Raw genomic sequence first — 14,440 nt, 5'->3', positions numbered from 1 at the left:
CGAAGCTTTGGCCGCTGGACGAAACATTGGGACCCGGATCACATCCAATGCTCGGCCGGCTGTAAACTTCGCTGGTTGAAGCGATAGTCGCTCATCGAATTTATTGGGGTTGAGCCTTGGCTGCTCGGGGTATATCCAGGTCTTTTGTCGGTGCCGCGGGGAGGCGTCTTGCTGCCGGGCTTCTTGTGCTGCTCACGGCGGCGAGCATCCTGGTCGGAGTGGGAGCCGGGTCGGCGCAGGCTGACATTCTGACTGACCAAAAGTTCAAAGGCAGCATGCCTATAGACGAAGTGTTGAATGCCAAGACCAACAAGATCTACGTAACGAACTACACCGCCAAGTCGGTGATGGTCGTTGATGGAAACACCATGACCTCGAAATCGATCGCCGTTACCGAATTTCCCGAGGAAATTGCCGTCAATGAAATTACCAACAAGATTTACGTCTCCCATGCTGGCAGCAAAGTGGTCACAGTAATCGACGGCGCATCTGAAGTGACGACGACCATCGCTCTCGCGGCACGCCCATCGGTTCTCGCCGTCAACAGCACAACCAACAAGATCTACGTTAGCCACAGGGGCGCAGGACTCTCAGTTATCGACGGGTCCACTCGGACAGCTACTCTTTTGCCTTCGCCCTTGGCTGTTGAATCAATGGCCATTGATGAGACAGCGAACCGGATCTTTGTCACGGATTGGGTCGGTAAGAAGACTGCGGTTCTCGACGGAGCTAACCACACTTTCAGCACCATTGACCTTGGATGTGTCGCCCAGTCCATGGTCTTGAATAGCGCTGCCCAAAAGATTTTCTTTGCCTGCCCGGCCGCCAAGGCATTTGCGGTTCTCGATGGACAAACCAATGCTGTGACTGTTGCTCCAACTGGAACAGATGCGCGTCCCGGGGTCATGGCCATCAACCGCAAAGCCAACATGGTCTATGCCTCAGATGAAGGCGGCCAGTACCTGACGGCGCTCGACGGTGCCACCCTGAAAGTTACTAATACCCCGGTGGACGACACCAATTATCAGAGCATGGCAGTCAACGAAACCACCAATAAGGTCTATGCATCTGATCTTTACAACTACCGTGTAACGGTATTTGATTCGCAGGCAAACCTGCTGGGTGATGTCAGGGACTTCAATAATCCGGCTGACCTGGCCGTGAACGAGGCCACGAACAAGATCTATGTCCTCGACTCAGGTGCCGCTGAAATCCGGATCATTGACGGGAAGAACGTTGCGCCGGTCTTCACCTCCGGTAACCCGCCAAACGCAGGGACTGTCGGGGTCCGGTACCAGCACTACTTCACGGCTAGCGGCTCGCTGGTACCCCAGTTCAAGGTTGCAAGCGGCTCATTACCGCCCGGCCTCACTCTGCAATCACTAAATCCTGGCGGGGTGCTAACCGGCGTTCCCACCACACCAGGCACTTACACGTTCCGCGTCGCGTCCACTAATGGCTACGGTTCAGATGCGATCAGCGCACTCCTGACCATCACGATCAAAGCGGCTAGCGTGGGGCACGACTTCAACGGAGACCGAAAGCCCGATGTCCTTTCCCGCGATGGAAACGGGAACTTGTGGCTTTACCCCGGTCAGGGCAACGGTGGCTGGCTTCCGCGGATTCAGGTTGGCCAAGGCTGGAACGTGATGACGTCCATGGTTGCCCCCGGAGACTTCAATGGGGACGGCAATGCCGACGTTCTGGCGCGTGATGGCGGCGGCGCACTCTGGCTTTACCCAGGCAACGGCGGAGGCGGTTGGTTTGCTCGAGTCCAAGTGGGACAGGGATGGAATTCGATGAGCGCTGTCACAGCAGTCGGAGACCTCGACCTTGACGGAAGTGCCGACTTGGTAGCCAGGGACGCGGACAGCTACCTCTGGCTCTATCGAGGGAACGGAAAAGGTGGCTGGCTTCCGCCGAGCCGGATGGGGAACGGGTGGCAGGTATTGACTGCGATGATGGGGCCCGGCGATTTCACCAAGGACGGCGTTCCCGATCTTCTGGCTACTGACGGCCCCGGAGCATTGCAGGAATACAGAGGTCACCAGACACGGTATGAGTGGGGAGTGCATTCGTACTTCACCGGCCCCACCACCGTAGGCAACGGCTGGAACGCCATGACCGCAATCGTGGGCCCCGGTGACTTCAACGGCGACGGCAACGTGGACCTCCTGGCCCGCGACGCAGGCGGGGCCCTCTGGCTCTACCCGAGCAACGGCCAGGGAGGCTGGCACCCCCGAGGCCTGGTCGGCTCCGGCTGGAACGCCATGAACCTGATCATCTAGCGCACCACGAAACAAAGCAAAGCGGACGACGGCGGGAACCTCCCGCCGTCGTCCGTTTGCTTTCCGCACACATAACCTAAGGTTCCTTAGTTTAGGCTTGGCATCATGAGCTATTCCGAAGCCCAGCCCGTCCGCATCAGTTCCGAACCTGCGCAGCTGCAAGCCTTGGAGCCTGTGCTCGAAAAAGTGCGGGCAGCAGTGGGCGACGTGCCGACTTTGCTGACCCTGGCCGAGGACATCGGCCGGACCGCCCCAAAGCCCGGAGAAGGAAACACCGCCAAGCTGTGGGAACTGTTGGCCTCCGTGACAGCCGTGGACGTCGCGGCCGGACGAGTCCTCGAACCGCACCTCGACGCTCTCGCGATACTCGCCCAGGCCGGAGTCGAAGCCGGGGCTGACGGCGAACACGAAGGAACATGGGGAGTCTTCGCAGCGGAAGGCCCCGGAACAAAGCTCGAGGCCAAGCGAACCGCAAACGGCAGCTACGTCCTCAACGGATCCAAGCCGTGGTGCTCACTGGCCGCGCAGCTGGACGGCGCCGTCATCACCGCCCACACGGAAGACAACACCAGAGCGGCCTTCGCCGTTGACTTAAAGCACCAAGGCGTGACAGCGGAGACACCTGCGTGGACCAGTCGCGGCCTGCAGGAAATCCCCAGCGGAACAGTCCACTTTGACCAAGTGGAAGCACGGCCCGTCAACCACGGAAACTGGTATTTCCAGCGCCCGGGTTTCGCTTGGGGCGGCATGGGTGTGGCTGCGTGTTGGTTAGGCGGAGCCGTCGCGGTAGCGCGAGACTACACGGATGCGTTGACCAAGGCCGCAGCCAACGGCCGCGAACCGGACCAGATTGCGCTGGCTTCCCTGGGCGAGATCGACCGTATCCTTGCCACCACCACGAGCCACCTCGCCCAGACCGCGGAACGCATCGACGCCGGTGATCTGGAGGGCTCAGATCCCGACGGACCAAGCCCCTGGCCCGAAGCCCTCCGTATCCGCGGAACTGTTGCCACCGCCGTCGAGCGTGTCCAAACCTTGGTGACCCAGAACCTGGGCCCCGGCCCGCTGGCTTTCGACGAAGCTTATGGAAAGCGCATGGCGGACCTGTCGCTGTACATCAGGCAGCATCACGCCTTGCGGGACGACGCCCAGTTGGGCGCCCTGGCTCTGAAAGGGGACCGCAGTTGGTAGCTTTCTCGCACACGGACACCGGCACGTCGGAGTCGGAATGGGCTGCCAGCGGGGTTGCTGCCTTGCCCGAACTGCCCCTGAGCGCAGACGAACTGGCTGACATGACGTTCGTAGTTCTCGCGGCCCACCCGGACGACGAAACACTGGGCGCAGGCGGTTTCCTTGCCAAACTTCATGAAGCCGGAGCTGCAGTGGAGGTTCTGCTGTGCACCGCCGGCGAAGCTTCGCATCCTGACTCGCAAACCACGACGCCGGAACAGCTTGCCGCTGTCAGGCTCACGGAGTTCGACTCGGCAGTGTCCGGGCTGAATCCCAGCGCCACGTGGCGGTTCCTGGAACTTGCCGATGGGCAGCTCGCGGCCAGTACGGAGAGGATCGCGGACTCTCTTCGGGCAGCGGTTGCGGGAAGGCCGGCCGACAGCGTCACGATTATTGCCCCCTATCGCCATGACGGGCACATCGACCATGACACCCTTGGCAGCATCGCCGCGGACGTCGCGGCACAGGGCGGCCATGGCCTGCTGGAGTATCCCATCTGGTACTGGTTGTGGGCTGGTCCGGATGACTCCACATGGAACTCGTGGGTGCGGGTGCCGTTAGCGGATCAGGATCAGCGCGCCAAACAACGGGCAATGGGCGCCCACCTCTCCCAAACGAAGCCGCTGTCCGATCAACCCGGAGATGAGACGCTCCTTTCAGATACGTTCCTTGCACACTTCAGAAGGCCATGGGAGACCTTCTCTTGGCATCCTTCCGCGGCCGGGAGCAACAGTGCCGCAGACGCCGAGCGGATCTTCGACAAGGTCCACTCCAGGGAGGAAGATCCCTGGAGTTACACCACCAGCTGGTACGAACGGCGCAAACGGTCACTGACCTTGGCCGCGCTGCCGGAGGAATCATATGAATCCGGGCTGGAACTGGGTTGCTCCATTGGCACTCTCAGCGAGGAACTCGCCCAGCGCTGCCAACAGTTCCTTGGAGTGGACGCCAGCAGCGCAGCCCTTGCTCAGGCAGCTAAACGGCTGGCCCGATTCCCCTCCGCCCATGCCAAGCACCTGACCATGCCCGGTGAATGGCCTGAGGGAACGTTCGATCTTGTGGTGTTGTCCGAGACGGGTTACTACCTTTCGCCGGATGAACTCTCTGAGCTCTTGGCACGGATTGAGGCGACCACGCGGCACGGCGGCACCTTGGTGTTGTGCCATTGGCGGCACCCCATTTCGGGCTGGCAACTGGACGCCGAAGCGGTCCATTCGATGGCACGCACCCAGCTCGGCTGGCCCACGCACGGCCTCTACCGTGAGAAAGACTTCATGTTGGAGATCCTTCTGGCACCTGAGAGGACGCCATAACCATGACCGGGCCTTTGGAGATCAAGAGCGTGGCAGTGGTCATGCCCGCCCACAACGAGGACCAACACATCGGGAAGGCACTGGTGGCACTAAAGGACGCCGCGGACGCACTCAACCGTGATTGCCCAGGCGTGGAGGCCAGGATGGTGGTGGTCCTGGATCACTGCACCGACCGCTCTGCGGAGATTGCCGCGGCGCACACCTCCGGCGACAACCGCTTCAGCGTGGTCAACGTGAACCTGCGCAGCACGGGCGCGAGCCGGGGCTTTGGCTTCCGCGCTGCCTTGGAAAGCCTGCGAGCTAATGACACCGCCGGTATCTGGCTGGCCACCACGGACGCCGATTCCGTTGTTCCCCGGCACTGGCTGACGCGGCAAGTGGAATTGGCCAACGCCGGAGCGGACGCCCTCCTTGGGTCCGTGGAACCCGACCCGGCGGACATGGACCCGGCCATCCATCGTCGTTGGATGGAACTCCATCCGTTCCGGGAGGACCACCAGCACATCTACGGCGCCAACTTGGGAATCCGGGCCTCGGCCTATATCAGTGCGGGAGGCTTCCCCGGGCTGCGCTCCCACGAGGACCGCGTTCTGGTGGAACGGCTCCGTCACCGAGGTTTCGCAGTGTCAGCCACGGACACCATCCGCGTTGTAACCTCTGGGCGGACACATTCCCGCGCGCCGGAAGGGTTCGCCGCGTATCTACGCTCCCTCGCAGCCGAGCTTCCGACTCCCGCCAGCGGCTGACAGCCAGCGGCTAAACCGCCAACGCCCCCTCCAACGCGGCAATCGCAGCCTTCGTGATCGTTCGGCGTTCGCCCGTTCCGTCAACGCTGAGCAGAATCCCACGATGCGAGTATGCCGTCAGCACTGGCTGCGTTTGGTCCCGGTACAGCTCAAGCCGCCGCTGAATCACGGGTTCGGTGTCGTCGGCGCGTCCCTGTTCCTGCGCCCTGCGGAGCATCCGGGAAAGCAATTCGTCGTCTGATGCGGTCAACTCAAGAACTACTTCAAGGGTTTGCTGACGGTCGGCCAGGATCTCGTCCAGGGCGCCGATCTGGATGACCGTCCGTGGGTAGCCGTCCAACAGGAACCCGGCCGCCGCGTCCTCTTCATCAAGCCGCGCCCTCAGCATGGCCGTGGTGACGTGATCCGGCACAAACTCCCCGCGATCCATATAGCCGCTGGCTTCTGCCCCCAATTCCGTTTTGTCGCGGACGTGGTCACGGAACAGCTCACCAGTGGAAATGGCGTTGATCCCAAAATGCCGGGCAATGTGCTCTGCCTGCGTACCTTTACCGGAACCGGGAGGACCCATGATGATCATTCGCGCCATGACACTGGTCCGTTTCGAGAGGCAACAGGGACTTAACCATACGCCGACGACGGCGGGAGGCACCCGCCGTCGTCGGCATCTTTTTGCTTTGGGTTCAGTGATCAGGCATTGGCAAGCATGGCGTCGATCTGCCCGACTGCTTCCCGCATTCCCTCATCCATGCCCATCTCGACCATCTTCTGCATCTGTTCTTCGGAATCGAAGGTGGACGTGATGGTCATGCGGGTGCGGTTTTCCAGGGGCTCAAGTTTCACGGTGGCGTGGGTGATACCCAGGTCATCTACCGGCTCGCCTTGTTCGTCGGCGAATCCGTCGTCGAACTCAAGGTGGTCCGGGGAGTTGATGGCGGTGAACTTCCACCAGCCCCGCGCTTTGGTGCCGTCCGGACCGGTCATGTAGTACGCGGCCTTCCCGCCAACGGTGAATTCGTGCGTCTCAAAAGTGGCCGGCCAGGTGGGCGGTCCCCACCAACGCTCAAGCTGCCGGGGGTCTTCCCAAACCTGCCAGACGCGCTTCACGTCGGCATCGAATTCAGAAACAATGCTGAAGCTCAGGGCCTCAACATCCTTGTTTACGCTGACAACAGTCATGGCAGATCCCTTTCATCATCTTCGGCGAGTATGTCCGCAATCCGGTCGGCTCGTTGCCTCCAGATCATTTCCAGTTGATCCAGCAGATGGCGGGCTTTCTGTAGTCCTTCATGGTTTCCCCGCACGATCTGTTCCCTCCCACGCTTCTCCTTGGTCACCAGGGAGGCCCGTTCCAGGACCGCAACATGTTTTTGTACGGCCGCGAAACTCATGGTGTAGAGCGCAGCAAGCCCGGAGACCGAATACTCCCCCTCGGTCACCCGGGCCACGATGTCCCTACGGGTGGCATCGGCCAAAGCCTGAAAGATCCGGTCGATCTCGGCGTCGGAGAGGTGTGTACGGAGCTGATCTACAACCATTTGGTTGTACGATATCGCTGACTCGTAAGGGTGTCAACGGGTTACCGACGCGACAACTGGCCGGCGACAGTTCGCCGGCGCCAGTTCGCAGGCGACACGCACATTCACCAGGGCCGCCCACCCGCACCACCAATCGCCTTCCCGGCGCTCTCTCACATAACGCGCCATTTCCGCCGACGCTCTATCACCGGGTGATAGAGCGTTGGGCGGAAGGGGCTGTTATGTGAGAGAGCGCTTGGGCTGACCGGGCCTGTTATTTCCCTCCTCAAAGACCGACAATGTAAGTATGCTGATTATTATCGGGCAAGACTAAGAGGAGGACACAGTGACCACGAAAGTGAACAAGACAATCATGGTCAATGTCCCGGTCAGTACGGCCTACAGGCAGTGGACCAAGTTCGAGGAGTTTCCACACTTCATGGGCGGCGTTGAGCGCGTGACACGGCTCAGTGACGACCGGCTGGAATGGGTGGCCGAAATCGCGGGCGTCCATCGCCGCTGGGAAGCCAAGATCGTCCAACAGGACCTGGACCGAGCGGTGGCCTGGGCCGCCGTTGAGGGTGCCAAGAACGCAGGTTGGGTTGATTTCAAAGAAGCAGGCCCAAGCCAGACGTCACTGCATCTGTCCTTGGAATACGAACCGCACGGCGTCCTCGAGTTCCTGGGCGACAAGTTGCACATTGTTGAAAGGCAGGCTGAGTCAGACTTGAAGAAGTTCAAGGAGTACATCGAAAAGCAGGCACCGGAGACCGGCGACGAGAACCCCAGGCTAGGGACTGCCGCTGCCGGGGCGTCGGCTACCCCCGCCTCGGACTCGACACCGATCGTGGATCCCATCAGCCACCCGTTCGATCAGACCAACGGCCTGGCCGACGTGGATGGTGACTCCGACGAAACCGCCGAGAGCGACACGCGCAGTGCCGCAGAACGGAAGCAGGACGAGGACCGCGGACCGGGCTTCATACCGCCACAGAGCGGCTTCCTGCCTGGGCAGCACTAATCGCTCCTCCCTTGTGACGACCCGTTTCGCTGCGTTTCGTAGAATTTAGCACGGTTGAGCGGGGTGACAGACCGGCTTGGGCGCAGGCACCTCGCTCCGTAGTGTCGAGCCATGCCGAAGCCTTCAGCCACTCCGCTCTCCGTCCTCGATCTGAGTCCCGTATCTGCCGGTCAGACTCCGGGCGATGCCTTGCGGAGCACTCTTGCCCTGGCCGCTGCTGCCGAGGCTTCCGGCTACTCGCGGTATTGGCTGGCCGAGCACCACCTCAACACAGGCGTTGCGGGGTCAGCCCCGCACATTCTGGCCGGGTTGGTTGCCTCCGCCACCACGACCATTAGGGTGGGGACCGCGGCCACCTTGCTGGGAAATTACAGGCCGCTCCAGATTGCCGAGAGCATTGGAACGCTCGCCGCCGTTTTCCCGGACCGCGTGGACCTTGGCTTCGGTCGCTCCGGCCCGCCCAAGTCGCCCAGCGAACCCGCGCCCGGAGTCGTGCCCGCGGCGGAGGCCGTCACCGATCGAGTGGTTGACGGACTGCTGATCCCCGCGCCGCGCCCCATCTTCGGCGCTGTCCTGCCCAGGAAGTTCCGGCTGCAGGGTGAACTGCTGGGCCGCTTCCCCGGGGACACGGACAACTTCGAGAACGACATCCAGGACATCATCGGATTTTTCACCGGCGAGTACAGGACCAAACACGGCGAGGAAGTCACTGCTACACCCGCCCTCGGCCACGCGCCGCAGTTCTGGGTCCACGGCTCAACAGCCGGACCCAGTGCACGGCTGACCGGCAAGTTGGGCCTCCCCTTCGGCGCGAACTACCACGTGGCACCGGCGGGGGTTCTGGACTCCATTGCCGAGTACAGGGCCCACTTCGAACCCTCCGCAGCCTTGCGGGAACCGCATGTGATCGTCTCCGCGGACGTGCTGGTAGCTCCGGACGAACGCCAGGCCCAGCGCTTGGCCCGCGGCTACGAACACTGGGTGCACGGCATCCGCAGCGGCCACGGCGCCATCCCGTACCCGTCACCAGACGATGCGTTGGAGCTCACCCTGGATGCGGAAGCCAAGGACCTCATCAAGGACCGCTTGGACACACGGTTCGTGGGCGATCCCCACCAGGTCAGCGAAGGTCTCCGTACCTTGCAGCGAGCCACCGGCGCCCAGGAACTGCTCATCACCACCATTGCCCATGACCCCGCCGACCGTCAGAACTCCTACCAGCTGCTGGCCGAAGCCTGGGGCCTCTAGCCTTTTCCGATTTTCCAACCACCACCTAGCAAGGGAGCACCATGTCCAACGAAACCGCCGTCCAGGAACCCGTCCAGGAATCAGTCCAGGACACCCAACTGATCACCGCCGATGCCGCGGCCAAGCTCATCAAAGAAGGTGCCCTGCTGATCGATGTCCGCAGCGAAGGCGGCCGCGCCAACACCGGCGCAGTCCCCGGCGCTGTGGTGGTGAACCGCGAGCACGTGGACGAAGACTTCAGCCCTGAATCCGCACACCGCCTCGCCCAGCTCAGCGGCACCGACCAGAAAATCGTGGTGTTCTGCGGCTCCGTGAACGGTTCACGACCCGTCGCGCAAAAACTCAAGGTCCTCGGCTACACCAACGCTGTCCACGTGGACGGCGGCTTCCCGGCCCTCCGCGATGCCGGCGTCCCCACCACCGGGCCCACCGCCCCGCCCGTCGAAGCGACTCCGCCCGCAGCCACCACTCAGGCGTCCACCGATTCGGTGGCTTCCGAGCGCTGAGTACCTGCCGCCGTCGGGCCTTCCGGCGTCAGCACCACCGCCGTCGTCGCGGCTTCCTTTCCGGAAGTCACGACGGCGGCACTTGTCTTTGCGCGATCCCGCGCCTCACCAAGCCAGTCGATTCCAGCGGCGAGCGGGGCGACTCCCAGAAAAATGCGGCACATGACGATGCCCTGGTGGAAGGCGTCCTAGGAAGCTAGGCCGGTGGCGGCGCCGTGTGCCTGCAGGAACCGCATGACCGTGGGTGAATCAACACCCACGGCCCGAATCCACCATTAAACGGACACTCCCGAATAGAGCATCCGGAGTGCCGTTTGTCGGCGGATCATAGCGTCGGCGGGGAACGACGGGCGGCATTGCACCTGAAGGGAAAGCGGTTCGTGAGAGAGGGACGCCCAAAAACCCGCGGGATGTGAGAGAGGGACGCCAAAAAACCCGCGGGATGTGAGAGAGGGTCAGGAAGTGCGGGCCAGCACCCGCGCTCGGGCGGCGGCTTGGCCTGCCCGGAGCTCCTCGGCGGTCCGGCCCTGCTCCCGATGCGCCACTTCCTGCTTCAACTGCGGGATGACGTGCTGGCCAAACTCGAGTGCGTCCGGGACGAAGTCGTAACCGCGGAGGCCGAAGATCTCGAATCCGAGGTCGTGGTAGTCCAGGATCGCTTGGGTGACGGTGTCGTAGCTGCCAACCAACGCCGTCGCACTTCCGCCTCCGCCGCCTGCTGCTTTGGCGAGGGCCGTCCAGAGGGCGCGGTCGTGCAGGTCAGCACGTTCCGCGGCAGCGAGCAGCCTTTGGGTGCCGGCAGCTTCAGGCTTCTGGTTGTAGTGGCGCACAGGATCAATGACCTCGCCGGCAGACCGTCGCGCCTCGAACGTTCCAAGGATGGCGTGTGCCTTCTCCCACGCCAATTCGTCGGTGGCAGCAACAATGGGCCGGAAGGCGATCTGCCAGCGCAACGGTTCAACTCTGCCCAAAGCAGCGGCCCGCGCCAGGATCTGCTGCTGCTGAGAAGCGGCGTCGGCCAAGGGTTCACCGAACAGGGCATAGATGTCAGCTTCAGCGGCGCCCACAGACCACGCAGCCTCGGAGGATCCGCCAAAGGAAATACCCGGCCTCTTGCCAGCGAAAGGCTCGACACCGGACTGAAAGTCTTGGAAGCGGTAATGCTCGCTGTCCCAACTGAACGATTCCCCGGACCACGCCCGTCGAACGATCTGCATGTACTCCTGTGTCCGTCCGTACCGTGCATCCTTGGCCAGGAAATCGCCTTCGCGGGCCTGGTCCGCTTGGCTTCCACCGGTAATGAAGTGCACGGTCAGCCGCCCTTGCGCGATGTGGTCCAGCGTCAGGAAGGACCGTGCGGCGAACGTCGGATGGGAAACGTTGGGCCGGTGCGCCAACCGCAGCTGGATTCGCTCCGTATTCGCAGCCACCCACGCCGCATGGACAGAGGGATCCTGCGTGGTGGAGTTGTACGCAAAAAGTACGTGGTCCCAGTTGTTGTCCTCGTGGATCCGCGCAATGCGGGCCGCGTACTGAGGGTCGAAGAAAGACGTGGTGGCAGGCGAAGTCTCCGTGGAGTCGTTGCCGGCGCCCATGCCGAGGAACTCGATAGGCATAATAATTCTCCAAAAAGACTTAGCGGCGAAGGATGCGCTGGGCCAGGAAATTACCCAGCAACTGCGCGGCCTGGACCATGACGATGATGATCAGGACTGTCACCAGGGTGACTTCCCAGTTGAACTGCTGGTAGCCGTACATGATGGCGAAGTTGCCCAGCCCACCGCCGCCGATGTACCCGGCCATGGCAGACATGTCCACAATCGCGATGATCATGAACGTGTAGCCCAGAATCAGCGGCGCGAGCGACTCTGGAATCACCACGGACCACAGGATGTGCAGCCTGCTGTCTCCCATGGCCCGAGCGGCCTCAACCACGCCGGGATCTGACGCCACCAGGTTTTGCTCCACTACCCGCCCAATCACCACACCGGCCATCAACGCCATGGGCAGGATCGCGGCAGTAGTGCCAATAGTGGTGCCCATGATGATCAAGGTCAGCGGCGCGATGGCCGTGATGAAGATGATGAACGGGATGGGCCGGATGATGTTCACCAGGAAGTTCAGGAACGAGAACACGGCCTTATTGGCGAACAAGTTTCCGGGCCTGGTGGCGTAAAGGGTGACGCCCAACGCCAGTCCGGCGATGCCGCTGAGCAGGACGGTGATGACCACCATGTAGATGGTCTGTTGGAAGGATTCGCCCAGGACGGGCAGGAGGGTTGTCCAGTCGGTCATGGCTATTCTCCTGCGTTCGCGGGGACGGGAAGGTGCGGAACGGCACTATCGGCGGGGGCCGCCGTCGGGAATTCACGTTCGACGGCGGTAACGTCACCTAGCTCGGCGAGCGCGGCGTCAATCGCGGCGTCGCTGCCCGTGAGCTCGTAGGTGAGGGTGCCGAGGATCTTGTTCTGGATCTCGGTGACGCCGCCGAACACCACACTGGATCCCACGCCGTGGCGCTCGAACGTGGCCGCAACCAAAGGGGTGGGCGCTGCCTCTGAGATGCCAATGGAGACGAGCTGGCCCGGGTGTGCCGCGGCGAGGCGGCTGACGGTGTCCGGTCCCGGGGTGCCGTGGACGGCCGTGGAGACGAAGCGTTGGGTGGAGTCACTCTGGGGGTCGGCGAACACGGAGTATGTAGGCCCGGATTCAACTACCCGGCCGGATTCCATCATCACTACGGTGTCGCAGATCTCCCGGACAACGTGCATCTCGTGGGTGATCACCACAACGGTGGTGCCGAGTTCTTTGTTGATGCGGCGTAGAAGGCGCAGGACGTCGCGGGTGGTTTCCGGGTCCAGTGCGCTGGTTGCTTCGTCAGCGAGGAGGATGTCCGGGGCGTTTGCCAGCGCACGGGCAATGCCTACGCGTTGCTGCTGCCCTCCGGAGAGCCGGCGGGGGTAGGAGCCTGCCTTGTCCGCGATACCCACGAACTCAAGAAGCTCCTCCACGCGCGGCTTGATCTTCTCTTTGGGCCACCCTGCCACCTTCAACGGATACGCGACGTTCCCGAACACGGTGCGGGACTTCAGGAGATTGAATTGTTGGAAGATCATGCCGATGCCGGCACGGACTGTGCGCAACTGGCTTTCGGGGAGCGACGAGATGTCCTGGCCCTTGACGAAAACCTGGCCCTCGGTGGGACGTTCCAGGCCGTTGAGCAGGCGGACCAGCGTGGATTTTCCGGCACCGGAGTATCCCACGATGCCCACCACCGTGCCCTCTTCAATGTCCAGGGTGACGTCATCAACGGCCCGCACTGGATCGGTGCGTTGGCTGCGCTTGCTTCCTTGGACCGGGAACAGCTTGCTGACTCCGCGCAGGGAAACGATCGCGCTCACCGGAGCCTCCTTCGGGGTTGTTTGAATGCCCATTCCAGCAGCGCGGCCGCCGGGCGATCGAACCTCATGAACCCCTGTGACCTGCGGTTTCTTTCCTTGACGGCGCGCGTCGGAGTGTTGCGAAGGCGTTCGATTCCCACCATGGCAACTGCCTAGCGTGAGGCAGGGGGAACACCCCGTACCTTCCATTCGCATCAAGACCCTTTGTACGGAGAAGCATCATGAAGAACCGCCTGTTAGTCGCCGCCGTCGGCCTGATCGCCGCCCTATCGCTCTCGGCATGCGGGGGTGCGTCAAGTGGTTCCACAACCTCTGCGAACACCAAGGTGGTCATCGGCGTGGACGACGGTGCCGAGGAGCACTGGACCATCCTGAAGAACAAGCTCAAAGATCAGGGCGTTGATCTTGAGGTCAAGAACTTCACAGATGGCGCGCAGATCAATACGGCAACCCAGCAGGGCCAGGTGGACATCAACCTCTTCCAGCACCTGAAGTACCTGTCCCAGTTCAACGTCAACAGCAATGGCACGCTGGTCCCGGTAGGCGCTACCGCCGTTTACCCGCTGGCTCTGTACTCGGAGAAATTCAAATCCGTTGGTGAGCTGCCGGCGGACGCCGAGGTTGCGATTCCGAACAACCCCACAAACCAGGCCCGCGCACTGCTGAACCTGCAGACCGCCGGCTTGCTGCAGCTCAAGGATGGCGGCAACTCGCTGTCCACTCCGGCTGAGATCACCTCGAGCAAGATCAAGGTTGTCCCCGTTGACAGCAACCAAACGGTGAACGCGCTCAAGGGAACCACGGACGCCGCCGTCGTGAACAACACCCAAGCCCAGAAGGGTGGACTGGGTGACGAGAAGATCATCTTCAAGGAAGACCTGAACTCCGAGTCCCTGGCCCCGTACATCAACGGCTTCGTGGTGAAGGCCGACCGTAAGGACGACGCCACGTGGAAGAAGATCGTTGATGCCTACCACTCCCCCGAAGTTGAGGCCTCGGTGACCAGGCTCAACGACGGCAACTTGCAGTTCAAGGCTGACTGGACCGCTGCGAAGCTGCAGGAAGTCCTCACTGCTGAAGAAGCAGCCATCAAGAAGAGCAAATAGCACTTGAGGGGCGGCGGCCCTGCGCCACAGAGTGCCGCCGCCCCTCAACCTTCCTGACCCCAAA

The 14,440-nt window shown here is 62.2% G+C and carries 15 protein-coding genes; 8 read left to right on the top strand and 7 right to left on the bottom strand.

The features are described 5' to 3' along the window. Positions 1-275: 275 nt before the first annotated feature. The 4 genes from HAV21_RS15635 to HAV21_RS15620 all read left to right on the top strand — a co-directional run bounded on the left by HAV21_RS15635 (position 276) and on the right by HAV21_RS15620 (position 5,577). Entirely contained in the window at positions 276-2,288 is a 2,013-nt protein-coding gene (locus tag HAV21_RS15635; RefSeq protein ID WP_166842379.1) for an FG-GAP-like repeat-containing protein, read from the top strand. 105 nt (positions 2,289-2,393) lie between these two features. Further along, positions 2,394-3,479 carry an acyl-CoA dehydrogenase family protein gene (locus HAV21_RS15630; protein WP_166842378.1) on the top strand — a complete coding sequence of 362 codons (1,086 nt, stop codon included), beginning with the start codon at positions 2,394-2,396 and terminating at the stop codon, positions 3,477-3,479. Next, entirely contained in the window at positions 3,473-4,831 is a 1,359-nt protein-coding gene (locus HAV21_RS15625; RefSeq protein WP_166842377.1) for a PIG-L family deacetylase, read from the top strand. Before HAV21_RS15630 ends, HAV21_RS15625 begins: the two co-directional genes overlap by 7 nt. Positions 4,832-4,833: 2 nt before the next feature. Further along, the gene (locus tag HAV21_RS15620) at positions 4,834-5,577 is read left to right on the top strand and encodes a glycosyltransferase (protein WP_166842376.1); all 744 of its coding nucleotides are present in this window, start codon (positions 4,834-4,836) and stop codon (positions 5,575-5,577) included. 10 nt (positions 5,578-5,587) lie between these two features. Here HAV21_RS15620 and HAV21_RS15615 read toward each other — a convergent pair whose 3' ends face one another. The 3 genes from HAV21_RS15615 to HAV21_RS15605 all read right to left on the bottom strand — a co-directional run bounded on the left by HAV21_RS15615 (position 5,588) and on the right by HAV21_RS15605 (position 7,115). Next, positions 5,588-6,166 (bottom strand): adenylate kinase, encoded by a 579-nt coding sequence (locus HAV21_RS15615; RefSeq protein ID WP_166842375.1) that lies wholly within the window; start codon positions 6,164-6,166, stop codon positions 5,588-5,590. Positions 6,167-6,267: 101 nt separating this feature from the next. Then, the gene (locus HAV21_RS15610; protein WP_166842374.1) at positions 6,268-6,756 is read right to left on the bottom strand and encodes an SRPBCC domain-containing protein; all 489 of its coding nucleotides are present in this window, start codon (positions 6,754-6,756) and stop codon (positions 6,268-6,270) included. Then, entirely contained in the window at positions 6,753-7,115 is a 363-nt protein-coding gene (locus HAV21_RS15605; RefSeq protein ID WP_166842373.1) for a metalloregulator ArsR/SmtB family transcription factor, read from the bottom strand. Before HAV21_RS15605 ends, HAV21_RS15610 begins: the two co-directional genes overlap by 4 nt. 325 nt (positions 7,116-7,440) lie before the next feature. Here HAV21_RS15605 and HAV21_RS15600 point away from each other — a divergent pair, with 325 nt between their 5' ends. From HAV21_RS15600 to HAV21_RS15590, 3 genes are all read left to right on the top strand, one after another. Next, complete coding sequence (locus HAV21_RS15600) at positions 7,441-8,115, top strand: SRPBCC family protein (protein WP_166842372.1); 675 nt, start codon at positions 7,441-7,443, stop codon at positions 8,113-8,115. Between the two features lie 111 nt (positions 8,116-8,226). Next, positions 8,227-9,363, top strand: coding sequence for an LLM class flavin-dependent oxidoreductase (locus HAV21_RS15595; RefSeq protein WP_166842371.1), 1,137 nt, complete (start codon positions 8,227-8,229; stop codon positions 9,361-9,363). A 41-nt stretch (positions 9,364-9,404) separates the two neighbouring features. Beyond that, positions 9,405-9,869 carry a rhodanese-like domain-containing protein gene (locus HAV21_RS15590; protein ID WP_166842370.1) on the top strand — a complete coding sequence of 155 codons (465 nt, stop codon included), beginning with the start codon at positions 9,405-9,407 and terminating at the stop codon, positions 9,867-9,869. Here HAV21_RS15590 and HAV21_RS15585 read toward each other — a convergent pair. The 4 genes from HAV21_RS15585 to HAV21_RS15570 form a co-directional block, all read right to left on the bottom strand. Then, positions 9,833-10,033, bottom strand: a complete 201-nt coding sequence (locus tag HAV21_RS15585; RefSeq protein WP_243753325.1) for a hypothetical protein — start codon at positions 10,031-10,033, stop codon at positions 9,833-9,835. The two genes, HAV21_RS15590 and HAV21_RS15585, sit on opposite strands and share 37 nt — an antisense overlap. Before the next feature lie 291 nt (positions 10,034-10,324). After that, complete coding sequence (locus HAV21_RS15580) at positions 10,325-11,485, bottom strand: LLM class flavin-dependent oxidoreductase (RefSeq protein ID WP_166842369.1); 1,161 nt, start codon at positions 11,483-11,485, stop codon at positions 10,325-10,327. Positions 11,486-11,504: 19 nt separating this feature from the next. After that, on the bottom strand, positions 11,505-12,164 hold the full coding sequence (locus HAV21_RS15575; RefSeq protein ID WP_011776065.1) for a methionine ABC transporter permease: 660 nt from the start codon (positions 12,162-12,164) through the stop codon (positions 11,505-11,507). Between the two features lie 2 nt (positions 12,165-12,166). After that, the gene (locus tag HAV21_RS15570) at positions 12,167-13,270 is read right to left on the bottom strand and encodes a methionine ABC transporter ATP-binding protein (protein WP_166842368.1); all 1,104 of its coding nucleotides are present in this window, start codon (positions 13,268-13,270) and stop codon (positions 12,167-12,169) included. Between the two features lie 221 nt (positions 13,271-13,491). Between HAV21_RS15570 and HAV21_RS15565 the strand changes: the two genes are divergently transcribed. Beyond that, a complete protein-coding gene (locus tag HAV21_RS15565; protein ID WP_166842367.1) occupies positions 13,492-14,376 on the top strand; it encodes a MetQ/NlpA family ABC transporter substrate-binding protein in 885 nt (294 codons plus the stop codon). The last annotated feature ends 64 nt before the right edge of the window (positions 14,377-14,440 follow it).

The sequence above is a fragment of the Paenarthrobacter sp. MSM-2-10-13 genome (assembly GCF_011605365.1).
In the GTDB taxonomy this organism is placed as follows: domain Bacteria; phylum Actinomycetota; class Actinomycetes; order Actinomycetales; family Micrococcaceae; genus Arthrobacter.
This window is presented reverse-complemented; position numbering and strand designations above follow the sequence as displayed.